21 protein-coding genes and 4 pseudogenes are annotated in these 23,089 nt (G+C 69.5%); 13 read left to right on the forward strand and 12 right to left on the reverse strand.

What is annotated here, in order from left to right:
• Positions 1–246, forward strand: a 246-nt coding sequence (locus AB0I15_RS56650) for a hypothetical protein (protein WP_358116672.1), incomplete at its 5' end; no start/stop codon positions are given.
• 424 nt (positions 247–670) lie between these two features.
• On the opposite strand, the gene AB0I15_RS56655 is transcribed toward AB0I15_RS56650, so the two are convergent.
• Positions 671–1,249 (reverse strand): TetR family transcriptional regulator, encoded by a 579-nt coding sequence (locus tag AB0I15_RS56655; RefSeq protein ID WP_358116674.1) that lies wholly within the window; start codon positions 1,247–1,249, stop codon positions 671–673.
• A gap of 177 nt (positions 1,250–1,426) precedes the next feature.
• Here AB0I15_RS56655 and AB0I15_RS56660 point away from each other — a divergent pair.
• The 6 genes and pseudogenes from AB0I15_RS56660 to AB0I15_RS56685 form a co-directional block, all read left to right on the forward strand.
• Positions 1,427–1,885: pseudogene (locus tag AB0I15_RS56660) on the forward strand (MFS transporter); the annotation flags it as partial.
• A gap of 64 nt (positions 1,886–1,949) precedes the next feature.
• Positions 1,950–2,660, forward strand: coding sequence for a hypothetical protein (locus AB0I15_RS56665; RefSeq protein ID WP_358116813.1), 711 nt, complete (start codon positions 1,950–1,952; stop codon positions 2,658–2,660).
• Positions 2,657–3,886: a cytochrome P450 gene (locus AB0I15_RS56670; RefSeq protein WP_358116677.1), complete on the forward strand. Its 1,230-nt coding sequence runs from the start codon at positions 2,657–2,659 to the stop codon at positions 3,884–3,886. The genes AB0I15_RS56665 and AB0I15_RS56670 overlap by 4 nt, the downstream gene beginning before the upstream one ends.
• A gap of 342 nt (positions 3,887–4,228) precedes the next feature.
• A complete protein-coding gene (locus AB0I15_RS56675; protein WP_358116806.1) occupies positions 4,229–7,018 on the forward strand; it encodes a BTAD domain-containing putative transcriptional regulator in 2,790 nt (929 codons plus the stop codon).
• 118 nt (positions 7,019–7,136) lie between these two features.
• Complete coding sequence (locus tag AB0I15_RS56680) at positions 7,137–7,586, forward strand: helix-turn-helix transcriptional regulator (protein ID WP_358116680.1); 450 nt, start codon at positions 7,137–7,139, stop codon at positions 7,584–7,586.
• Positions 7,587–7,591: 5 nt separating this feature from the next.
• Positions 7,592–8,002, forward strand: coding sequence for a VOC family protein (locus tag AB0I15_RS56685; RefSeq protein ID WP_358116683.1), 411 nt, complete (start codon positions 7,592–7,594; stop codon positions 8,000–8,002).
• A gap of 40 nt (positions 8,003–8,042) precedes the next feature.
• On the opposite strand, the gene AB0I15_RS56690 is transcribed toward AB0I15_RS56685, so the two are convergent.
• Positions 8,043–9,626, reverse strand: coding sequence for a DHA2 family efflux MFS transporter permease subunit (locus AB0I15_RS56690; protein ID WP_358116686.1), 1,584 nt, complete (start codon positions 9,624–9,626; stop codon positions 8,043–8,045).
• A gap of 484 nt (positions 9,627–10,110) precedes the next feature.
• Between AB0I15_RS56690 and AB0I15_RS56695 the strand changes: the two genes are divergently transcribed.
• Positions 10,111–10,812 carry a hypothetical protein gene (locus AB0I15_RS56695; protein WP_358116689.1) on the forward strand — a complete coding sequence of 234 codons (702 nt, stop codon included), beginning with the start codon at positions 10,111–10,113 and terminating at the stop codon, positions 10,810–10,812.
• A gap of 39 nt (positions 10,813–10,851) precedes the next feature.
• On the opposite strand, the gene AB0I15_RS56700 is transcribed toward AB0I15_RS56695, so the two are convergent.
• From AB0I15_RS56700 to AB0I15_RS56730, 7 genes and pseudogenes are all read right to left on the reverse strand, one after another.
• On the reverse strand, positions 10,852–12,633 hold the full coding sequence (locus AB0I15_RS56700) for an NAD+ synthase (RefSeq protein ID WP_358116693.1): 1,782 nt from the start codon (positions 12,631–12,633) through the stop codon (positions 10,852–10,854).
• 278 nt (positions 12,634–12,911) lie between these two features.
• Complete coding sequence (locus AB0I15_RS56705; protein ID WP_358116695.1) at positions 12,912–14,297, reverse strand: hypothetical protein; 1,386 nt, start codon at positions 14,295–14,297, stop codon at positions 12,912–12,914.
• 198 nt (positions 14,298–14,495) lie between these two features.
• Positions 14,496–14,627, reverse strand: a complete 132-nt coding sequence (locus AB0I15_RS56710; RefSeq protein WP_358116698.1) for a hypothetical protein — start codon at positions 14,625–14,627, stop codon at positions 14,496–14,498.
• A 265-nt stretch (positions 14,628–14,892) separates the two neighbouring features.
• The gene (locus AB0I15_RS56715; protein WP_358116701.1) at positions 14,893–15,234 is read right to left on the reverse strand and encodes a hypothetical protein; all 342 of its coding nucleotides are present in this window, start codon (positions 15,232–15,234) and stop codon (positions 14,893–14,895) included.
• A 497-nt stretch (positions 15,235–15,731) separates the two neighbouring features.
• Positions 15,732–15,941, reverse strand: a complete 210-nt coding sequence (locus tag AB0I15_RS56720; RefSeq protein ID WP_358116704.1) for a hypothetical protein — start codon at positions 15,939–15,941, stop codon at positions 15,732–15,734.
• A gap of 649 nt (positions 15,942–16,590) precedes the next feature.
• Complete coding sequence (locus tag AB0I15_RS56725; protein WP_358116706.1) at positions 16,591–17,031, reverse strand: hypothetical protein; 441 nt, start codon at positions 17,029–17,031, stop codon at positions 16,591–16,593.
• A 495-nt stretch (positions 17,032–17,526) separates the two neighbouring features.
• Positions 17,527–17,643 (reverse strand): annotated as a pseudogene (locus AB0I15_RS56730) (IS5/IS1182 family transposase); the annotation flags it as partial.
• Between the two features lie 280 nt (positions 17,644–17,923).
• Between AB0I15_RS56730 and AB0I15_RS56735 the strand changes: the two are divergent.
• The 5 genes and pseudogenes from AB0I15_RS56735 to AB0I15_RS56755 form a co-directional block, all read left to right on the forward strand.
• A pseudogene (locus AB0I15_RS56735) lies at positions 17,924–18,043 on the forward strand (transposase family protein); the annotation flags it as partial.
• 145 nt (positions 18,044–18,188) lie between these two features.
• Positions 18,189–18,608 (forward strand): hypothetical protein, encoded by a 420-nt coding sequence (locus tag AB0I15_RS56740; RefSeq protein WP_358116709.1) that lies wholly within the window; start codon positions 18,189–18,191, stop codon positions 18,606–18,608.
• A complete protein-coding gene (locus AB0I15_RS56745) occupies positions 18,605–18,799 on the forward strand; it encodes a helix-turn-helix transcriptional regulator (protein ID WP_103961967.1) in 195 nt (64 codons plus the stop codon). Before AB0I15_RS56740 ends, AB0I15_RS56745 begins: the two co-directional genes overlap by 4 nt.
• Positions 18,800–19,559: 760 nt before the next feature.
• Positions 19,560–19,967, forward strand: coding sequence for a hypothetical protein (locus AB0I15_RS56750; RefSeq protein WP_358116712.1), 408 nt, complete (start codon positions 19,560–19,562; stop codon positions 19,965–19,967).
• Between the two features lie 205 nt (positions 19,968–20,172).
• On the forward strand, positions 20,173–20,571 hold the full coding sequence (locus AB0I15_RS56755; protein WP_358116715.1) for an alpha/beta hydrolase: 399 nt from the start codon (positions 20,173–20,175) through the stop codon (positions 20,569–20,571).
• A 125-nt stretch (positions 20,572–20,696) separates the two neighbouring features.
• Here the strand turns inward: AB0I15_RS56755 and AB0I15_RS56760 are convergent, their stop codons facing one another.
• The 3 genes and pseudogenes from AB0I15_RS56760 to AB0I15_RS56770 form a co-directional block, all read right to left on the reverse strand.
• Positions 20,697–20,849: a hypothetical protein gene (locus AB0I15_RS56760; RefSeq protein ID WP_358116717.1), complete on the reverse strand. Its 153-nt coding sequence runs from the start codon at positions 20,847–20,849 to the stop codon at positions 20,697–20,699.
• 1,045 nt (positions 20,850–21,894) lie between these two features.
• Positions 21,895–22,157 (reverse strand): annotated as a pseudogene (locus AB0I15_RS56765) (sigma factor); the annotation flags it as partial.
• Between the two features lie 232 nt (positions 22,158–22,389).
• Entirely contained in the window at positions 22,390–23,049 is a 660-nt protein-coding gene (locus AB0I15_RS56770; protein ID WP_358116720.1) for a helix-turn-helix domain-containing protein, read from the reverse strand.
• Positions 23,050–23,089: the final 40 nt, after the last annotated feature.

The raw sequence follows: 23,089 nt of genomic DNA on the forward strand, positions 1-23,089 counted from the left end.
TCGCCCGAGGCCAAGCAGTTGCTGGCGGATCGGGGTTACGACCCGGTGATGGGTGCTCGGCCGTTGCGCCGGACGATCCAGCGTGAGCTGGAGGACTCGCTGTCGGAGAAGATCCTTTACGGTGAGCTCCGGCCCGGCCAGGTGGTGAAGGTGGCCATCGAAGGCGAAGACGACAACGCCACATTCACCTTCACAGCAGCCCAAAACCCCACCCCCACCTCCCACGACTTACCCGTCCACCTCTGACCCGCTCGCCTTTGACGCGCTCGCCTTTGACGCGCTGGCCTCTGGCTTGCTGACCTCTGATCGTCCGCCTTTCGGGCTGGCGCGGTCGGCAGTCTCAGCCGGAATGTTCTCGCACCCGAGGCAGCGCGATGGCTGTCCCTGCCTGGAACGCTCCTGCATATGAGGTTGGCGCGATCAGGTTTCCCAGCCGAGGCGCACCTGCGCGCCGCGCTGACGCGATCATCCCGGGGCGGCCGGACGGCCGCGGCCCGATGCCGCCGACAACCGGTGCACGACCACCTACGCCGGTACGAGACCACTTTCACCCTGGCGAGACCATCTCCATGCCGATCCGAGTCCATCTTTACGCTGGCGTGAGAGCACCTGTGCGCGGGCACGACGGCACCTTCGCGCGCGGTGGATGGCCGGCCTCTCCCCATGGGGTTTACAAAGGCAGGCCCGACTGTAGGTGTGCCAGTGCTTGGTCGATCTCGGCCGGGCCGTCCATGTCGGGGTCCTGGGCCCATTGCAGCCAGGTCATGGCCACGATTCCGAAGACGGCGCCGATGGCGTTGCGCATTCGGGGGTCGTCCGCGTCGCAGCCCGCCCGATCCGCCAGGAGCGTGTAGATCTCCCGCAAGAAGGTGGAGCCCTTGCGCAGGTTGGCCGCCACGAGTTCGGGGACGGTCACCGCGAACACCTCGCGCGCGTGGCCCGCCGCGATCTCCTCAGGGGTCAGTGAGGCGAACGCCATGCGGAACGCGTCGCGCAGGACGGTGACCGGGTCGCCCGGCGGTTGGGCGTGGAGGGCTTCGATGAGTGGTGGGAAGCGATCGAGCGTGACCAGGTCTTCCTTCGTCGGGAAGTAGCGGAAGAAGGTGGCGGGGGAGACCTCGGCGGCCTCGGCGATCTGCTCGGTGGTGGTCGCGTTGTAGCCGCGCTCGCGGAAGAGCCGGAACGCTTCGCGCAGGATGGCCTCCCTTGTCCTGGCCTTCTTGCGTTCGCGTAGCCCGCTGGTGCTCATGGTCCCATTCTGCCGCAGAGAAAACGATGGCTTACTATCAAAAGAGAGACTACTGTCAGTTCTGTTGATTCCTCCGCGTGGAAGGTGAGGGCCAGTCATGAGATTTCGTGACACACGTAGGTGGTGGGCGCTGGGGCACTCAACCTCGCAGTGCTCGCCGTCGGTCTTCCGGCCACGATGCTGAACCTGGCGTCGCCCACTCTGGCCGTGGCCCTCCACGCCTCGGCCTCGGACCTGCAGTGGTTCGTCGCGGTGTTCCTGCTGGCGCTGGCCGCCGGGCTCCTGCCGGCGGGGGCGCTCGGCGATCGTTACGGCCGCAAGAAGATGCTGGTCGGCGCGCTGGCGGTCTATGGTGCAGGTTCGGTGATCGCGGCGTACGCGCCTTCGGGCGGTGTGTTCGTGGCCGCTCAGGCGCTGCTCGGCCTGGCGGCGGGCTTTGTGGTCCCGCTCGTGCTGTCGACCCTGACCGTGCTGTTCCCCACCGCCGAGCGCTCGCGGGCGGTCGGGATCTGGGCGGCGGCCAACTTTCTCGCCATGCCGCTCGGGCCGATCCTCGGCGGTTGGATCCTCAGCCGGCACTGGTGGGGCTGGACCTTCCTGATCAACCTGCCGGTGATCGTCCTGTCGATCATCGCGGCGATCATCTTGCTGCCGGAGTCCCGGAGCGGTGGCCCGCCCCGGCCTGGATCCGCTCGGCGTCGTGACCTCCAGCGCCGGCCTGGTGCTGCTGACGTTCGGCCTGACCCGGGCCGGACAGGACGGCTGGACCGCGACCGGTCCGTTGCTGGCGATGGCCGGTGGGACGTCGCTGCTGATCGCCTTCGTACTCTGGCAGCTACACCTCACCAACCGTCCCTCCGGCCGGCCGCTGCTGGACCTCGGACTGTTCCGCTCCCGCCACTTCACCGGTGGCGCGCTCCTGCAGACCCTGGCCGGGTTCGTCTTCTTCGGGCTGTTGTTCGCCGTCCCGCAGTATTTCCAGGCGGTTCTGGGCGCCGACGCCATGGGCAGCGGACTGCGGTTGCTCCCGTTGCTGGCGGGCGTCATCGTCGGGTCGAGCCGGGCCGATCGGATCGCCGCCCGCATCACCGTACGAGCCACGCTCGCCATTGAGTTCGCCATCCTGGCCGGCTCGCTGGCAGCCGGTGCCCTGACCAGCGTCAGCACGGACTATGGCGTGGTCGCGGCCTGGATGGCAGCGCGGACGACGCCACCGCCACCGCGCCAACGCCCTGATCCCGGCACAATCCCGCCGGACCTCCGGCCCGCGAACCCGCTGGCTCGCTGGACTCTCGACCTGCGGAACCCCTGGACCCCAGGACCCGGACCCACGCCCGGATCCGGACCCAGGCAATGGGCCTCCGGTGTCCCCATGGCGTTCGAACGAATCACTCTCAAGGAGACCCCATGACCGATCAGACCTCCGACACCCCGGTGACCCTGCCCATGCGGCGTGACCCCGGTTGTCCGTTTGCTCCGCCTCCCGGGCTGACTCGTCAACGTGCCGACCAGCCGCTGGCCCGCCTGGCCTTCCCCGACGGGCATGTCGGCTGGCTCGTGACCGGCTACGACCTCGCCCGTACGATCCTGGCCGACCCCCGCTTCACCGCCCGGCCCGAACTGCGCCACTCCCCGCTACCCCGCCCGAACGTCCGTCCCGGCGGTAAGGACGAGTCGCCCGCGCCCGGCTGGTTCGCCGTCATGGACCCGCCTGAGCACACCAGGTACCGGCGCCTGCTCACCGGCCACTTCACCGTCCGCAGGATGCGGCACCTCGAGCCGCGCATCACCCAGATCGTCACCGAGCAACTCGACGCCATGGCCGCGGCCGGCCCGCCCGCCGACCTCGTCCAGGCGTTCGCGCTCCCGGTCCCCTCCCTGGTGATCTGCGAACTGCTCGGCGTCCCGTACGACGACCACGCGTTCTTCCAGGAGCAGACCGTGGTGGTCGTCGACATGGACAACTCCCAGGCCCAGGCGCTCACCGCCCTGGGCGACCTGGCCGGCTATCTGGCCGACCTGGTACGGCACAAGCGCGCCACCCCCGCCGACGACCTGCTCAGCCACCTGATCACCGAAAGCGACCTGAACGACGAGGAACTGACCAACATCGCCCTGCTGCTCCTGGTCGCCGGGCACGAGACCACCGCGAACATGCTCGCCCTCGGCACGTTCGCCCTCCTGCGGAACCCCGGGCAGCTCGACGCCTTCCGAGCCGACGCCTCGATGACCGACAGCGCGGTCGAGGAGTTGCTGCGCTACCTGACCATCATCCATCTGGCCGTGCCCAACCGCGCCGCCACGGAGGACGTCGAGCTGGGCGGCAGGCTCATCCGGAGGGGCGAGACCGTGGTCATGGGGCTGCCCGCGGTCAACCGCGACCCGGCGCGTTTCGCCGACCCCGACGCGCTGCGGCTCGACCGCGCCGACGCCAGACAGCACCTTGCCTTCGGGCACGGAGTCCACCAGTGCCTGGGGCAGCAGCTCGCCCGGATCGAGATGCGCATCGGCTACCGGGCGTTGTTCGAGCGCTTCCCCACGTTGCGCCTGGCCGTGCCGCCGGAGGAGGTCCCGCTCCGCGACAGCGCGATGGTCTACGGGGTGTGGCGGCTCCCGGTCACCTGGGAGCGGTCATGAGGGTGAGCATCGACCAGGAGCGCTGCGTGGGCGGCGGCCGGTATCCCGGCGATCCACGCCCACGAGGAGCACTGAGGCGTTGATCCGCACCGGAACGGCCATTTGCCGCACGCCGCGCCGCAGGCTCGCTATCGTGATTTTTCGTTCGGATGTCCGTCACTCACGTTCACGCCGCAGGCCATGCGCGCCGGATCGTCGGCGAAGAGCCGCGCTCCCGATCGAGCCGCCGTTCAGGCCGCCGAAGCCCGGCCGGTCCGAATGGACTGGCCGGATCGGCCGGATCGGCCGATGGCAGTCTTGCGGCGACGGATTGTCACGAAAAGGAGACAGCGCTTGGTCGACGTGATGGTCAAGGTTCTGGGGCCGGTTCAGGTGTGGGGGCCCGACGGACGGCAGATTCATCTCAGCGGCAAACAACGCGCGGTGCTGGCCAGCCTGCTGCTCAACGTCAACGTGCTGGTGTCCAGGGAACGGCTGGTGGCGGCGCTGTGGGAGGACCCTCCCGCGTCGGCCGTCAAGAACCTGCAGACCTACATCGCCCAGTTACGCAGGGCGCTGCCGTCCGGCCCCCTGCTCCTCACGAAGGAGACCGGGTACATCCTGCAGGCCGACGTCGAGCAGGTGGATCTCCTGCGGTTCGAGCAGGCGATCCGGCAGGCGCGCGGTGACGCCGGGAAGGGCGAGTTCCACGCCGCGGACCGGCAGTTCGAAAGAGCCTTCGCGACCTGGTCGGGCAGGCCGGCCGAAGGCACCGAGCTCTCCGGTTCGATGCTCACCAGGGTCATCGAATGGGAAGAGCGCCACGCCGTGGCCAGGCTCGACTGGGCCGAGGTGAAACTCGCCCTCGGCCGGCCCAAGGAAGTGATCGAGGACCTCCGCCCGTTCCTCGCCGAACAGCCGCTGAACGAGCGCGCCTGGCGGCTGCTCATGCTCGCGTATGCGCGCGCGGGCCAGCGCGACAAGGCCCTCGAGTCCTTCCGGCACGCTCGCTCGGTGCTCGTCGAGGAGCTGGGCGTGGAGCCGGGCGAGGAACTCCAGCAGCTCCACACCGCTCTCCTGGCCGGCGCCGCGCCGGCGGACGAGCCCGCGCCGCCGCTGTGCCAGCTCCCGTCGGACGTCAACCACTTCAGCGGCCGGGAAGCCGACCTGGCCGACCTGGACGGGCTCCTCCCGATCGCGGACCTGGCACCGCTGCGCAGCGCCAGGACCTGCGTGATCAGCGGCGCGGGCGGCGTCGGGAAGACGTCGCTCGCCGTGCACTGGGCCCACCGGGTACGCGGCCACTTCCCGGACGGCCAGCTCTACGTGGACCTGCGGGGGTTCAGCCCCGCCGCGACGCCCATGCCCGCGACGGAGGCGGTACGGATCCTGCTGGGCTTGCTGCAGCCCTCCCACCCGCAGATCCCCGCCACCTTCGAAGAGCAGATCGGCCTCTACCGGACCCTGCTGACCGGCCGGCGGATGCTCGTCCTCCTGGACAACGCCCGGGAGCCGGACCAGGTACGTCCGCTGATCTCCCCTTCGCCTGCCGGCCTCACGCTGGTGACCAGCAGGACCGCGCTCACCGGCCTGATCACGACCGAGGGCGCCCATCTGCTGCGGCTGGCGCCGCTCTCCGACGCCGAGGCCGGCCGGTTGCTGGAAGGCCGCCTCGGTCAGGACCGGCTGGCGGCCGAGCAGGAGGCGGCGGACGACATCATCAAGGCCTGCGCCGGACTGCCGCTGGCCCTGGGCATCGTCTCCTCACGAGCCATCATCGACGCCGGTCTGCCCCTCGCCACGCTGGCCGAGGACCTGCGAGGAGAGACCACCCGGCTGGACGCCCTGCAGACCGAGGAGTCCAGCACCGACCTGCGGGAGATCTTCGGCTCCTCCTACCACGTGCTGGCCCCTCAGGCGGCGGAGGCCTTCGCCCACCTGGCCCTGGCGCCGGGGCCGGACATCAGCCTGCCGGCCGCGGCCAGCCTGATCGGACACCCGGTGGCGCGCACCCGCACACTGCTGCGCACCCTGGAGACCGCACATCTGCTGCATCAGCACGTCGCCGGCCGGTATCGGATGCACGACCTCGTCCGCCTGTACGCCATCGAACGCGCGGGCGCCGACCTGAGCGCGGGCGACCGCACCGCCGCCGTGCACCGCCTGGTGGACTTCTACCTCCACACCTCGTACGCGGCCGACCATCTGCTCTCCCCGCAGCGCCGGAGCGGCATCAAACCGGACGCGCCCGCTCCCGGCTGCCTCCCGCACACCCCGGCGGACGCGGCGGCGGCCCTGGCCTGGTTCAAGGTCGAGCACCACGGCCTGCCCGCCCTTCAGCGGCTGGCCGCCGAGTACGGGTTCCGCGGCGTCGTATGGCAGCTCGCCTGGACCTTCGACACCTTCCACCTGAGCCAGAACCTGCTTCAGCAGTGCGTCGCGACCTGGCGTATGGCGTCGGAAGCCGTCGCCGAACTGAACGACCTGGGCGCCCATGCCCACGTTCAGCAGTTGCTCGGCCGTGCGTGCTCCCGGGCCGGGCACGACGCGGAGGCCCATGCCCGTTTCGCCGAGGCCCTGGCTCTCTACGAGCGGGCCGGGGACATCGGCGGCCAGGCTCAGGTCCGCCATACGCTCGCGCTGGCCTGGGGCATCCGGGGCGAGTTCGAGCAGGCGAAGATCCATTTCGGGCACGCGCTGCGCCTGTACAAGATCGTCGACGACCCCCTGGGGGTGGCCAACGTGCTCAACTCCCTGGGCTGGGGCCAGGCCCTGCTCGGGAACTTCGCCGACGCCCAGCGGCACTGCGAGCAGGCGCTGGCCCTGCTCCGGCGGCACGACGACCCGTGCGGCGAGGCGGCGACGCTCGACAGCCTCGGTTACATCGCCCACCACACCGGTCGTCACGCCCAGGCCGTCGAGTATTTCCAGCAGACCCTGGCGTCGCGGCGTGAGACCGGCAACACCAGCCAGGAGGCCGAGACCCTCGCCCGGCTCGGCGAGGCGTACCACGCCCTCGAGCGTCGCTCCGACGCCGCCGACGCGTGGGGGCAGGCGCTCGCCATCTACCGGGAGCAGCATCGCACCGACAAGGCCGAGCACGTGCAGGCCAGACTGGACGCCTTGGGCGAGAGCGCCCGGCCTGCGGACTGACGCCGGGCACCGGCCCGCCGGAACGGGCGCGGGGGCGGGGCGGCTCCGGAGCGGGCATGCAGGATCCGGGGCAACCATGGAGACGCCTACCGACTCCGGAGCGACGTACGATTCGCATGTGACCAGCAGACCACCCTCGGAGCAACACCTGCGCGACCTCGCGCGGCTGCGCCGCGTGCGCGACCGGATCGACCGGGAGTACGCGCAGCCGCTGGACGTCGAGGCGCTCGCCCGTGGCGTGCACATGTCGGCCGGGCACCTCAGCCGCGAGTTCCGCCGCGCCTACGGCGAGTCCCCTTACGGCTACCTGATGACCCGCCGCATCGAGCGCGCGATGGCGCTGCTGCGCCGCGGCGACCTCAGCGTCACCGAGGTCTGCTTCGCGGTCGGCTGCTCGTCGCTGGGCACCTTCAGCACCCGCTTCACCGAGCTGGTCGGCGTGCCGCCCAGCGTCTACCGGCGCCAGGCGGCACGCGCGACGGCGGGCATGCCGTCGTGCGTGGCGAAACAGGTGACCAGACCGATCAGGAATCGAGAAGCGCCGCTTACCCAGCCGAATCTAGCCTGACCACCATGGACATCACCATTCACGCGAGCTTCCTTCCGCACGACGACCCGGACGCCTCCCTGGCCTTCTACCGCGACGTCCTCGGCTTCGAGGTCCGCAACGACGTCGGCTACGAGGGGATGCGCTGGATCACGGTCGGCCCGGCCGACCAGCCCGGCACGTCCATCGTGCTCGAACCGCCGGCCGCCGACCCCGGTGTCACCGACGACGAGCGCCGCACCATCACCGAGATGATGGCGAAGGGCACCTACGCCGGCATCGTCCTGGCGACCGCCGACCTCGGCGCCCTGTTCGCGCGGTTGCAGGAGGGCGACGCCGACATCGTCCAGGAGCCGGCCGAGCAGCCGTACGGGGTGCGCGACTGCGCCGTCCGCGACCCCGCGGGCAACCTGATCCGGATCCAGGAGCGGAGCTGAGCCCTCCGGCGGGGCCGGTGATCGGGCCTGGGGGCGCTCGTCAGCCCTCGGTGCCGCGTCCTTTGACGGCGAAGCAGCACAGAGCGGCCACGACCAGCATCGCGGCCGAGGCCAGCAGCGTCACCTGCATCGCGGACACGTACGCCGCCGCGAACGCCTCGTGACCGGCCCGTTCGAAGAGCACGGTCTGCGCGGCCGGCAGGCCGCGCGGCGCCGGCGGCGGGCTGAAGTGGGTACCCCCGGCGACCGTGGTCTCGACGAACCGCGAGCGCAGTCCGGCGGGCAGCCCGCTCGCCCGCCGCTCCGCCTCGTCCCGGAGGGCCGAGGTCAGAGAGGCGGACAGGAGGGCGCCCAGAAGCGCGGTGCCGAGCACCCCACCGGCCTGCCGGATGGTGCTGGAGACGCCGGACGCGGCGCCCGCGAGGCGCGGCTCGACTCCTTCCATCGTGACGTGCTGCAGCGGTACGAACGTCGCGCCGCTCCCGAGGCCGATGATCACCAGCCCGGGTAGCAGGTGCCACACGCCGGAGTCCGCGCCCGCCGTCATGACCAGGACCACCAGGCCGAGCGCGAGCGTGGCCAGGCCCGCCATGAGGACGTACCTGCCGCCGATCCTGTCCGACAGGCGGCCGGCCAGGGCCGAACCGATCGCCGCGAGAACGGCGTTGGGCAGCAGCACCAGCCCGGTCTGCAACGGCGAGTATCCGCGCGCCGTCTGCAGGTAGATGACGAGCACCAGGGCGATGCCGATCATGCCGAGCTGGAAGACGAACCCGATCCAGTTCCCGGCCGGGAAGCCGCGCCCGGAGGTGAACAGTTCCAGCGGCATCAGCGGTTCGCCGCGCTGGACGCCCTGCCAGACGACGAACAGCACCAGCAGCAGAACCCCGGTGAGGATGATCGACGGGATGCCGATCGGCCCGCTGATCGTCCCCCAGTCGTAGCGTTCACCCTCGATCAGTCCGAAGGTGACACCGCTCAGTCCCGCCGTGGCCAGGGCCACCCCGACCAGGTCGAGCTTGTGCGCGCGCTCGGCGCGCATGCCGGGAACGTACGCGAGGGCCAGGATCGCGGTGATCAGCCCGATCGGCACATTGACGAAGAAGATCCAGCGCCAGCCGAGATGGGTGAGCAGGAAACCGCCGGCGATGGGGCCCACGATCGGCGCGAAACCGGCGATCGCGCCGAAGGCCCCGAACGCGCGCCCGCGCTGCCACGGCGGAAAGATCGCCAGAATCGACGAGATCACCTGCGGGAACAGAATCGCCGCGCCCACGCCCTGCAGCACCCGCGCGGCGAGAAGCTGAGCCGGCGAGTCCGAGAGGCCGCACAGGGCGGAGGCGACGGTGAAGACGGAGATGCCGATCAGGAAGAGGCGCCGGTACCCGAGGACGTCGCCGAGGCGCCCCGTGGTGATGAGTAGCACCGAGAAGACCAGCAGGTAGGCGTCGACGACCCACAGGACCTGGTCGTACGAGGCGTGAATGTCGCTGATCAGGACCGGGACGGCGATGTTGACGATGGCCCCGTCCAGCAGTGACATGAAGAAGCCGATACAGAGGATGCCGAGAACCAGCCACGGACGTCGCGTGGCCGGCGTTTCGGCGTGAGGGAATGCCGACACGTCGGTCGAACTCCTACAGGTGGGAGGACTTGCCTAGGGGAGGGCTCAGACGGCGGACCGGGCGCACTGGCGCCGGGCCGCGGATCTCGGCCGATTCCCAGGCCCTGCGGGAGCGGGAGTGGCGGAGCGCGATGCAGCGGAGGGCATCGGGCGATTCGATCTCGGGAAAGCGGACGGCGGAATTGCTCGCCGAACTGTCACAACCATCGCAGAGCACCTTTTCAGGCCGTGGTGTGTGACTCCCACCTTCTCCGTGTCATCGAACGCGAAGAAGCTGGTTGGCGAGGCTGATGCCCGACGGTGAGAGATCGCCTCAGAGACTAGCAACGCACCTGGCACCGCGCAAACGCCGTTCCGGTCACGGCCACGTACCTGCCGCGTGGTGGTGCGGGGGCCGCCATCGTTGGAGTATGGGTGAGTTCGGCCCGGGGCTCATGTCGGACATCCCGCCAGGGTTGCGTCGTGTGTGAGGGCGGTGGGACTGATGAGCGAGAGGGAGCAGCGGCCCGGAGATCCGGACTGGCGGGACCGGGCCGCGCAGCGCCGGGACAGGCACAACCGGGAACGTGATCGGGCGGCGGCGGCCCGCGACGAGGCCGCACAACAGCGGGATCGGGCCGCTGAGCGGCGCGACGAACTCGCCGAGGAACGCGGGCAGCACATCAGCGCGCGGCGGCAGGGTGACGACGAACACGATCGGGGCCTGCATGACCTGCTGTGGGCGGCGGAGTCGCGTGACCGGGCGGCCGAGCGGCGGGACCACGCGGACGCCGAGCGTCAGCGCCGCCTGGCGGATCACGACGGCGATCGCGACAACGCCGATCACGACGACGGGATCGGCCAGGAGTTGCGGCTGCTGGCCGCCGAACGGGTGCTCGCGGCGGCCGACCGCGCCCAGAACCGCAAGGACAGGGCCGCGCTGCGGGAGTTGCTGATGGTGCTGCGCGATTCCCGGCTGGCCGCCGACCAGGAGATGAGCCAGGAGCGTCTGCTCAGCGCCGAGGACCGGCGGGCCGCCGCCGCGGACCGCCGGGCGGCCGTGACCGACCGCATGGCCAGCGCCATGGATCGGCGCGCGGCGGCGCTGAGCCGGCTGGAGGCGGGTATCGATCGGCAGGTCGCCGCCGGGCAGCGCGCCCGCAGAAGGCTCACGTTCGGCCAGCGCCGGTCGTCAGGCGAGCGCTGACCCCGCGCCCCTGGAGCGTGGCGGGTGCGGGCGGCCGGGTCAGGTGGTCTCGCTCCAGCGGTTGGTGACGGGCAGGCGGCGGTCGCGGCCGAAGTTCTTCGGGGTGATCTTGGGTCCGGGCGGGTGCCGGCGCCGCTTGTGCTCGGCCAGGTCCACCAGCCTGATCACCCGCGCCACCAGGGCGGGGTCGTGGCCGGCGGCGATCAGCCCGGCCGGGCCCAGGTCGTTCTCGACGTAGTCGTCCAGCAGCGGGTCCAGCACCTCGTACGGCGGCAGCGAGTCGGTGTCGCACTGATCGGGGCGCAGCTCGGCGCTGGGTTCCTTGGTGATGGAGTGCTCCGGGACCGGCCGGGCCACGTCCATGCGGAACCAGTCGTCGGTGTGGCTGTTACGCCAGCGCGCCAGCGCCCAGACCATGGTCTTGGGCACGTCCTTGATCGGCGCGAAGCCGCCCGCCGAGTCGCCGTAGAGGGTGGAGTAGCCGGTGGCCAGCTCGCTCTTGTTCCCGGTGGTGAGCACCAGGTGCCCGTGCTCGTTGGAGAGCCCCATCAGCGCCATGCCGCGTACCCGGGCCTGGAGGTTCTCCGCCGCCGCTCCGGTGAGGTCGATCTCCTTCTCGAAGGCGGTGACGATGCCGTTGATCGGCGCCAGGTGCGCGGTGACGCCCTGGCGGCGTACCAGCTCCTCGGCGTCGGTGACGGAGTGCCCGGAGGAGTGGCGCGAGGGCATCAGCACGACGTGCACCCGCTCGGGGCCGATGGCGTCGGAGGCGATGGTGGCGGTCAGGGCCGAGTCGATGCCTCCCGACAGGGCCAGGACGACGGACTCGAAGCCGTTCTTGGCCACGTAGTCGCGCACCGCGAGCACCAGCGCCGCGTAGACCCCGGCCAGGTCGTCCAGCCGCGGCGCGATCGGGGGAGCGACGGGGGAGCCGATCGTCACGGGCTCGCCGGAGAGCACGAACCGGTCCACGGTGATCGCCGAGCCGTCGCCCGCGTCGTGGACCGTCCGGCCCGGCTCCGCGCCGCCGGCCGGCAGGTCCAGGTCCACCAGCAGCAGCTCCTCGCGGAACTGCGCGGCCCGCGCGACGAGCTCGCCGTCGGCGCCGACCACGATCGAGGCGCCGTCGAAGACCAGCTCGTCCTGCCCGCCGACCTGGTTGACGTAGGCCAGCGCGCAGCCCGCCTCCCGCGCCCGCCGGGCCACGAGCTCCAGCCGGGCGTCGTCCTTGCCCCGCTCGTACGGCGACGCGTTCGGCACGACCAGCAGCCCGGCGCCCGCCTGGCCGGCCACCGTCACGGGGCCGCCCTCCTGCCACAGGTCCTCGCAGATCGCGACCGCCACGTCGACCCCGTGCAGCCGGAAGATGGGCAGCCGGTCGCCGCGGACGAAGTAGCGGCGCTCGTCGAAGACCCCGTAGTTCTGCAGATGGTGCTTGGCCGTACGGGTGACGACCGCGCCCCGGTGGAGCAGGGCGGCGGCGTCCAGCGGCGCGCCCGCGGGCAGGCCGGGGCGTGGCGTGCGACCGGTCCCGCTTCGGGCCCGGTCGAGGTGACCGACGACCACGGCGACCTCGCCGAGCCCTTCCTCGGCCAGCCGGACCGCCGCCTGCTCCAGCGCCGCGATCGAGGCGTCCACGAAGGAGGAGCGCAGCGCCAGGTCCTCCACGGGATAGCCGGTGAGGAACATCTCGGTGAAGACCACCAGGTGCGCGCCGCCGGCGGCGGCCTGGCGCGTCCGGTCGAGCAGCTTGGCGGTGTTGGCCGGGAGGTCGCCGGTGACGGGGTTGGTCTGGGCCAGGGCGATGCGCAGGTGTGCCACGGGGATTCAGGGTAGTACGTCCGGATTTTACGGGGCCGGGGTGTCCAGGCGACCACGAACGCCAGGTGGTGGCGGGCCGGCTCGTACCCCAGCGTGCGGTCGGCGGTGGCCCGGTCGATCCGCCGCCCGCCAGGACGTCGTCCATGACGCGCCACCGTGCCGCACCCCGAGAGCGGCACGGCCGGGCCGGCCCGAGCGGCACGACCGGCCGGTGGCACGACCGGCGCCGGTGGCCCGGCCGGCCCCGTGGGGCCGGGCCTGCCGGCGCCGGTCCGCCGTCAGCCGTTGAGACGGCAGCCGTCGGTGGTGCGGCCGTTGTTGCAGTGGTTGAGTTGCAGGCTGTCGAGCACGTAGGCGAAGGTCTGGCCCGCCGGGCTGACCACGGAGAGCTGCGCGGTGGCCGCGCCCGCCGGGGCGATCGCCGAGACGGAATACTCCTGCCAGGCGGCCGACAGGGAGTAGGCCGCGCTGTCACTCGCGGAGATCAGCGTGTTCGAGCCGTTGTACCAGGACAGCCGTAGCTTGACGGTGCCGGAGGTGCCGGTCGTCAGGCGGGCGAAGAACTTGTACCGCTGCCCGGCCGTCACCGGCGGCCTGCGGCTGACCGACACGAGGCCCTCGGCGTGCGCCTGGACGTTCATGGTCAGCGAGCGACGGCCGTCGTAGTAGCGGGCCGACACCTGGCCGTCCGGTCCGGGCGGGGTGACCTGCATCCAGCCGCCGCCGGAGACGGTGAACCCCGTCGGATACCCGTACGGCGCGTCGGCCTCGATCGTCCGTTCCTGGGCCGTCAGCGCGTCGTTGCTGTACCCCACGTCACAGCAGGTCGGCGTAGTGAACGGCGGGAAGGCGGCGAGGTTGACCCTGCGGGTGTCCGGATAGCTGGAGGTGTGGAACAGCGCCGAGGTCTCGCTCGGGTCGTAGTAGGTGTTGAACTCCTGGTCGATCTGCCAGTCGTTGTACTGGCTGATCATCACGTCGTTGAGCGAGAAGGAGTTGGGCACCTCGCTGACCTTGGCGTGGTCCACGTCGTGCAGGTGGATCAGCTCGTGCATCATGGTGCCGCTGTCCCAGTCGTCGGTGGTCGCGACGCAGACGGGACCGCAGTGGGCCGTCGCCGTCCCGTTGAAGTCCTCGAACACCAGATATCTGCGGTTGCCGCTGTCGTAACCCGCCGCCGCCAGATCGTCGGCGATGACGAACGGATCGGTCTCGCCGTCGATCACGGCGTTCTCGATCTGCTCCGGCACCACGAGCGCGTGGGCGTAGCCGGTGTAGGTGCCGGTGTTGTGCCCCGTCCGGCAACTGAGGTTGATGTGCTGGTCGTAGTTCGTCGACTCGTCGAGCAGCCAGTCCATCCGGTCGACGATCTTGGCGATCCGCTCGACGTAGTCCTCGTAGTTGTTGCCGTTGCCCGTGTGCCAGGCATAGATCACCTGGACCGCCTGGATGCTGCCACTGGCGTTCTTGGGGTCGGCCAGCGTCGTGGTGCAGCCCCGCTGGGGCAGGGCCGCGTCCGCGGGCTGGGCGTAGGGGGCGACGGGCTCGGTGCCGATGGGATTGAAGTCGGCACGGGCCGGGCCGCCCATCGCCGCGACGATGAGGACCGACGCGGTGAAGGCGGCTAAGAAGCGGTGGAGCCGTGAAGGAATGCGTAAGGACAAGGAGGGTCCCTCCGTAGCTGACCGATCGACGCACGCGCCGGCCGGAGGCCGCGTCGGCGTGCGCCCAGGAAAGGCCGGACCGGTCCCCCCGAGGCGGAATGCCGGCGTGTTCGCCCGGGCACCGCCGGTCCGGACTTCTCATTGGAACCAGGCGGGAGTTGTTCAGCAAGACCGCCGACCTGGACTGAACAACTCAGGTCAGTACTGCCAGAGGGCGTTGCGCCGGTGCCGCGCGGGGCCGACCTCAAAGTCGCCCTCAAGGTCGGCGGCGAAGCGGCCGTCCGTCGCGGCGTTGGCGAGGCGGCGGATCGCTTCGAGCCTGAGACGCACGCGCCGGCGAGCCCGCGGGACATGGGGCTCCCCAGGTAGCACCGCCAGGTGTCTCCTGGCGCGCTACACGAAGCCCGCCGGTCCCGTTGATCGTTCTCGAGTCATGGACGGGACCCTAGCATCGCGACACCACCACCTCGGGCGCGCAAGGTGAGGCGCTGAAAGCCTCACCTGTCTCACGACAAGATCACGAACTCCTGGTGGCCGCACGTCGCAGATCGCGCGCAAAGCCGGAGCACGTCTCCGGCCCGGGTGGTGGGGTGCGTCACTTGCTCCACGTGTAGGAGACCGACGCGAGTTCGGCGAACATGTCCCCGCCAATTCTGAAGGCCGTGATGTACTGGCCCTTGCCGATCCCCTTGGCCGACACCCGCTTGTACGTCGTACCGCACGAGGTGCTGCCGAGCTTGAGGGAACTGCTGACGATGTTCGGCTTCTTGGGCCTGAAGACCACCAGGTCGCCGGCCACGCACTTGCCCTTGGAGTCCTTGTAGTAGACGCTGCCCCAGACCGTGTTCTTGGCCGAGTCTCGCCCGACGCACACCGTGGCGCCCGATTCCGTCTTGCACTTGTACAGCAGGTCCGCCGACGCCGGCGTGACGGTCAAAGCCATCATCGTGGCCGCCAACGCTGACGCACTGAGCACTGCTCGCATTCTCCCGGACATGTCTCTCCTCGTGATACCGGACTATTCCTGTCGGAATTGCTGGCTTGACGAAGAGCCACGCTAGGGGCACGCGGTATACCGCCGGTATGTCCGGGAAACGAGGTACCCGGCCGCCGCTCTTGCTCGAAAGGTGCGCCTCCCAGCCCGGCGGCGCTTGCGGAGGGCCTTTGACGCCGCGGTGTGCTCGCCGCGGGAACATTAGCGCCGGCCCTCGTCGGAACAGTCGGCTGGAGCGGAGTGAATCGTGCGGCATTTCGGCCTCCCCCTGAGTACGCTTTGGGAAGACCACTGGGTGGGACTGGTGGTGGGCGAGGAAGGCAGTGGGGTCGAGGCGGCTCTCCGTTCGTGGCGGGGAGCCGCTTTCGCGTTCAGGGTGTCGGCGCCGTGTTGATGCAGGTGGCATTTCTAGCGACCTGCGACCACCGGGCTCCGCAGACTTATCCTGCGAGACGCTTGCTCCCCTTGTCCGTCAGCTCCGCCAGGTGTACCGCTACGCCGAAGGTGGTGAAACCCGACCTGGCCGCGTCCGTGAACCCTGCGATCACCGCGTCCGACGGGAACTTCTTGACCAGGACGTCATAGGCTGCGGCTCCGTGGTCCCGGATGGCGGCGAGGACCATGTCCGTGTTCAGTTCCGAGTGCGCCACGATCTCCTCCAACAGGTCGAGTTGCCCTTACAGTCTCATTCATCGCTGCAGGACGGACAGGGCGAATTCCCTTGCTTCTCGGCCTTCCTTAATGCCCGGCAGCCTAGCCTGCGGTGGTGACGACCTCGTTGAATGTGCTTCGTTGCACCCGACCCTTGGGCAACGGAGTATCCAGGGCGACACATAAGGGTCATGCGGCGGCCATCATGCGATCATCAACTGCGTGATCGCCCCTCCAGATCGCCTCACCCACATGTACGGAGCTGCCGCCTTCGCGGTCGTAGCGGTGGCGGGAGTGGTGGCGGGAGCGGTGACGTCGGGCCGACCGTGGCCGGGACTGCGGTGTGCCTGCTGCTCAGCGGGGGTGGCCTACTACGGCTTCATGCTCGCGGAGACTTTGTAACGACGTCACGCCTCCTCCTCAGGCGGGAGACAGGATGGCGTCGGCGAACGCGGCCGCCACCTTCTCGGCGCCACGCACCAGAGCGATGGCCAACTCGTTGTATGCGTCCAGAGGCATACGTCCCCCGACACATGAAGGGCCCCGTGATCAGGTTGGTGGTCACGGGCCCTTTCTGCCTTGTCTACTTCGCCAATGGCGTCTCCGCGCTATGACGAGTGATCGCTTCGCTGATATCTCGGAGCGAATCTAGATCTTCTTCAGATGCACGGTGAGGCCGGAGTCGGCGGAGAGCCAGAGGCGGTCGCTTCCGGCGAGGATGCTGTACTGGACCTTGCTGCCGTTGTTGCCGGTCACCGTGACATCGACGCGCTCCAGGAGCCAGTGGTCCTTGGGGTCGCTGGCCAGGGGGGCGAAGCGGATGTAGGCGGGAGTGTGATCGAGGTCGCTGATGTTCAGGGCGGGGTTGCGGGGGTCGTTCAGCTCGGGCTCCGTGACGTTGGCGCCGTCGCCGTAGATGTAGTGCGTGTCGTTTCCTGATTCGAAGTCGTTGCCGGTGGTGTTGCAGAGGAATTCGCGTCCGGCCAGGCCCAGGTAGACGTAGCCGTCCGTGCCGACGAGGTAGGGGAGGCTGCTGTCGTCGGTTGCGGTGATGATCTCGGCGTCGATGGAGCTGACGGTCTCTGCCATGGTTCCCTCCGGGCGGCTCTGTTGAGTGGGTGGGTGATGCATGGCCTTGGTGGCCTTGCCGCCTCAAGAGAAATTATATACAGAGAGTAGTCATTTGATTACTATCTGTCACAACAGGGGCCTCTGCCCTCTCAGGAACGACACCCTGTCTGTCAGGGCCCGCGTATGGGTCGCGTGACGCGAGCCCGGCGACGGGCCTCGAGAGCAGCACTGAAGCCGTCGCTCGATGAGTTCGTCCATGGGCCCATCGATGTGCGAAGGAAGCGACTCGCGAATCTTCGCAGGTCGAACGGTATGGGCCACGAAGGGCGGAGCAAGCCCCGTCCCCGTGGACAGAGAGCGTTGTATCCGCAGGTCGGGCGTCAGTCGAGCGCGCGCGGTTGGCCGGGCGCTGATGGCGCGGCAACGGCGGCCGCAGCCGATGGCCTTTGAACGGCGTGCGGATGCTGCCGCCCGTGCCTTGATCTCCCCTGCGTCGATCAGGTCGGTGGCGTGTGCTGCGGTCAGGTCGGGCGTGGCACCGAGCGGCGCAGGTGGGGCCCGTGCGAGTCGGCCGGCCGGATCGGTCGGGACCTGAACATTCACGCCGTGGCATCGGTGTTTGCCGGAGTAGTACGGCCGTTCGTCGGTCGATCGGGATCAGGGTGTCGTCCGGGAGGGCGTAGGCCGGTCGGCCGGCGCGTAAGACGGCAGCCTGGACATCGTCGGCGGGCATGGCGAGCAGGTCGGACGACGGCCCGGCGTCAGCTCCCTTGAACCTGGGCAGGCCCGATTGAGTGGCACGACGGACCGGATGGTCCTGCCACCGATCGTCGGCACCCGACCTGGCTGGGCCGGCTTCGATGACACAGGGACGACTTCGCCGGCCACGGACAACGAGTTTGACGCCACTCGGCGCATGGACTCGTCCCAGCAAGCCCTGCTGGTCCTGGCCCACGTACGCAATGGCGACACCTACGCGCGTCTGGCCGCGGGCTTCGCCATCGGCACCAGAACCGCCTGGCGCTACGTCGCGAGGCGGTCCATACCGAGCTAATGGCCGTCCCATGGTGCCCTGACCAGGGATCGGCCCGGCCGAAGTAAAGGACACTTGACATCACGGCGGCCCCCTCCTACCGTGTCAAGTGTCCTTTACTTCTCGCCTCAGGAGGCGACCCGTGCAAGCACACACCACAACCGGGGACTACCGGGAGTCGACCAAGGCAACCGTCCGGCTCGTACTCTGGACACTCGCCTGGACGGCGACCCTCGCCTTGGCCAAGTTCGGTCCCGACCTCTTGTGGGACCCTCAGCGACCGGTGGCAAGCTGGGCCGCGGTCGCCGTCAACCTGGCCGTCGGCATCGGATGGATCGTCGCCTTCACTCGCTTTCTTCAGAGAGTCGATGAGTTGCATCGCAAGGTCATACAGGAGGCTCTGGCGATCTCCCTCGGGGCAGGGTGGGTCGGCGGATTCGCCTATGTCGTCGCGGACACCGCCGGCCTCATCACTTACGACGTCAACACTGCAGTCCTGCCCGCGCTCATGGGAGTCGTCTTCATGATCGCCTTCGCCGCCGGCATGATCAGATACCGATGAAGAACCGCATCACGGAACTCCGGGCCGAACGCGACTGGACACAGGCTGATCTGGCTCAGCGGATCAGCGTGTCGAGGCAGACGATCATCGCGATCGAAAAAGGCAAGTTCGACCCGAGCCTTCCCGTCGCCTTCCGCCTCGCCAAGGTGTTCGACCTGACGATCGAAGAAGTTTTTCTCGACGAGCAGTAGAACATCATCCGAAGTAGCTGAACCCCCATCGAACGGCCGCGGAAGCACCCGCGCCGGCAGATCGCCCATGCGATCCCGTACGTGCGTGCTCGGAAAGAGCAGCTGTCATCACCGGCATGGCTTATGCGAATGGACCCGGCCCCACGGCCGGTCGCGCTGCATCTTCGACTGAAGTGCCCCACGAAACCATTCCGAGCAAAGGGCTCGTGCACCCGGCAGTGCCGATTCGCTTGTCATCAAGAAGGCATCTGTTCCCAAGAACAAGGAGTGTCAGTGCGATCAAGCCTGCGATCAACGCTGTCAATGTTCATCGCCGCGGCGACGGTGACCACCACGACGGCAGGCGCGGCCATGTCGGCCGAGGCCCGGATCGGCACGCCGGAGGCGGAGCCGAAGCCGCCGGGCCGGCCAAGGGAGCGGCGGCCCCGGTCTGGGGCGAGTGCCCGCCGGTGGAATCCGGCGTCCCGCGCGATCCTCGCCGGCAGTGCGCGACGCTGCGGGTGCCGCTGGACTACCGCGCCCCGCGCGGGCGGACCATCGAGATCACGGTCTCCCGCATCGCGACCGCGCAGCCCTGGACGCGCCGCGGGATCCTACTGTCCAACCTCGACGATCAAGGCCTCGACCTGCTCATCGCGCTGGCGACCGCGCTGCCGCCGCAGGTCCTGGATCAGTACGACCTGATCGGGTTCGATCCACGAGAAATCGGCCACAGCACCCCGGTCACCTGCGGGATCGCCCCCGCGACCCCCGGTCGCATGTGCTGCCCTACCCGGCGCCGGACGGCGGCATCCAGCGCAATGTCACCTTCGCGCGAACCACCGCCGCCGCGTGCGCCGAGCACTCCGGCGATGTGCTCCGGTTCATCACCATGGCCAACACCGCCCGGGACATGGACCGCGTCCGAGCCGCGCTCGGCGAGCCGAAACTCTCCTACCACGGCACCTACCTGGGAGCCGTCCACCTCTCGCTGTTCCCCGGCCGCAGCGACCGGATCGTGCTGGACAGCGCCGTCGATCCGGGCCTGGTGTGGCGGGACATGTTTCGGACCTGGAACGAGGCGGTCGCGCTGCGCCTGCCCGACTTCCTCGCCTTCGCAGCCGAGCGGACGCCGTCTACCACCTCGGCGCGAGACCGGACGAGGCGCGGCATACCTACGACCGGCTGACCGCGGCCCTGGACGAGCGGCCCCTGCCGAATCCGGGCGGCCCGGAGCTCGACGGCAACGCGCTGCGCGAGATCAGCCGTGGACGCCGCCGTGGCGCGCCTGCCCCGGCTGAGGTCCGCCGGGGGTGCCACGGCCGGCGACCGAGCCGGGACAGCGGACGTACCGGCGGACAACCGCATCGCCGCCCTCTACGCCGTGCTCTGCAATGACGCCGCGCGACATGGCGTTGCACGCCCGGCGGTTCGCGGCCGGCCGGCAGGTGTCGCCCGTGACGGCGGGCACGCTGCCGAACCTCTGGCCGTGCACGGCGTGGCCGACCCGGCCGGTGGAGCCGCCGGATACGGTCACCGGCAACGGGCCGCGCAATGTGCTGATCCTGCGGAACACCAGCGATCCGGCCACGTCCCTGCGCAACGCACGCGGCCTGCGCGCCACGCTCGGACGGCGGGCCGCCATGATCACCGTCGACCAGGGCGGCCACGGCGTGCTCGGACTGGGCGGCTGCGCCGACGAGGCGACGAACACCTTCCTTGCCACCGGGGCACTGCCGACGCGGGACCGCTTCTGCCCGGCTCCGTCACCGGCCGACACCGTCGGCCGGTGACGGAGCCCTTGCCGTACATATCTCCCGCGTGGCCGCTGTAGGGCCGTCGTCTGTGGAGTGCCGTGTGCCGGTTCACCAGGTGTTGACGACGCGTCGGTCTGCCCGAACGCTGAAAGCCCCCGCCGTCAGTCCTCGTCGTCGGCGCCCAGGACGCGGTAGACGCTGGCCAGGGAGGGGTTGCGGCCATTGTGCTTGCCGGTGAGGATGACCGGCTTGGCAGCGATCTTCGGCACCGGCACCCCGCGCCCGCGCAGGCCGAGGCAGTACAGCACTTGCACGGGCCGATCGGCCGGGGTGCCGTCTCAGCGCATTAATAGACGACGCCAACTAATCACGGGCTGGGGAGCACGAGTCACTACCGGCTTTGGGACAGCCAAATTGCCTCCGCGCCCGCTGTCGAACCCGTCCACCCGGGGCCGGGTGGACGACTGGCGCGGGCACGCAACGCTCGGGCACATGCTTGGTGCTGCCGTCCCGCAAACGACCACTCGGGACCACACCCAGCCCGCGCACCGCGCGCCGCTCACCCTTCCAGCATCCTCCAGAGGTCGAGGCGACACGGAACACGGCCGCAACTCACCATGCATCTTCACCAGCACCTGGGAGGCTGGCGGCCACGGTTGAACCAGCAGTTGGAGGATGGGAGAAGACGGGGGAGCATGACGGCCAGGAGAAGTGCGTGCCGCCGCCGTGTCGTTCGCGTGTACGCGATGTGGTGCGGCACCTATGGTCACTGCCCGGCACGACGTGGACGGCAATTCCGACCAGTAGCTCCGAATTAATCCTGAGATTCCTTCTAATCCCTCGGGAATTCGCGGTCGCCAACCGGGCCACCCCCACTTGCCTGCCAAGGTTTGCAGGGGTGGCCGGTCCTGCTCGGCAGATCGGCGTCATACGGGGTCAGGCCGATCCGTTGCGGCCGAGCGCGCTGAAGTGGCAGGTTGCGTTCATTCCCTGCGATCCGGGCGGGCGGCGAAGCACCGTAGTTTTTCGATCCCGACCGGATACAGCGGTCCACCGGTCGTCACATGCGCCTACCGTCACCCCAAAGTGAGGAGGCCCCACGATGAGCACTTGTCTCCACCGAAACCGTTGGGCCCACAAGCCCTGAACTTGGTGATATTCCTGGTCGGGTGCGCGGTATTCGAACTGCCCGAAGCGGTGTACAGCTTATGCATTGTCCCGGGCTCGTTGGCGGCTGGCACGGCACTCAGCCTCGGCAGTTCGCGAATCGATTTCGGAGTTCTTGCCCGGAGCCGGCCAAGAACTCCGAAATCGTCAGGTGCCTTGAGCCACAGCACTTATCTCTCAGCAACAGGTGCCTGCCCGCTGCTCCCGATCCAGGCCGGCCTGCGCCGCGCGCACCCGGTCGATCGCCCGGCGGTGCGCGATCGTCAACACCTACGCCAGCTCTGACCCCATGCCCGGATCGAAGCGAGCGGCGCTGCGCCACACCTCCACAACACTTCCTCGCTTTGGGCCCGATCGCGCAGCACCAGTCCGAACACCCGGGCCGCCATCGCCTCATACATCTGCTCGAACGCCGCCCGATCCCCGCGGCCCACCTCCTGCGGCAACTTCTCCAGTGCCGGCCCACCCTCGGTCGATCGGGGAAGGGCCGGTCTGCGCCCCCTTCTAACGCCCTGATCTGGGAAGAGTCCACCGCGGCGCGCGAGGCCGGTGGTGCCGCACTTTTGATCTTGCTCTTGGCGACCAGCGAGTAAATGTCCCGGCAGCGTGCGCCGGCGGGATCTGCAGGTCGGCGTTGGGGTTATGGATGGCCCGGTGGGGTGGGTCGGTGGCGATCAGCGGGAACCGTCATGTCAGGAGGGTGCGCCAGCGGGTGGCTGATTCCATGATGTCCAGGCTGACGCGTTCCAGGTAGGCCGCCGTCTTGGCCAGCCGTTGTCCCACGGGGCTGTCGAGCCCGTACGTCTCGGCCACCGCCATCGTGGCTCGCGCCGTCTGGAGCGTCTGCCGCTCGCTGATCATGATCGCGTGGTACCAGGCGTCGTCGTCGATCACGTAGATGTCGCGACGCCGCTGCGGATCGCGTTCGCGACGGACGAATCCCTGCTGAACCAGGAAGTTCACGGCCACGGAGACGGAGGCCGGGCTGACCTTCAGCCTGTGGGTCAGCTCGGCCGCGGTGCGCCTGCCGTCCTCGGACAGCACCAGGTCGTGGTGCACGCGCGCGGCCGTCCTCGGCATCCCCGCTCTGACCGCCCTCTCGAGGATCTCCTGTTCCATCGTGGCGACCGGAGGTATGACCGTTTCCGGCGATGCCAGTGCGCCGCGCCGGGCCCGCTGGATCGTCGCCTGGTGTGCCTGCTGGGGCCGGTAGCCGGCGGGGCCGCCGTTGCGTGCGATCTCCCGGGTGATCGTCGAGGTCGGCCGGTCGAGCCGCCTGGCGATCTCACCGTAGGAGAGCTTGTCGGCGAGCCCGGACGCGATGCGCTCGCGGTCCTGCTGGGTCAATCGTCCTCCTGGCATGTCGCCAGTATTGCCTTCGCCGCCA

Source organism: Nonomuraea sp. NPDC050643, from assembly GCF_040654715.1.
Taxonomy (GTDB): Bacteria; Actinomycetota; Actinomycetes; order Streptosporangiales; family Streptosporangiaceae; genus Nonomuraea.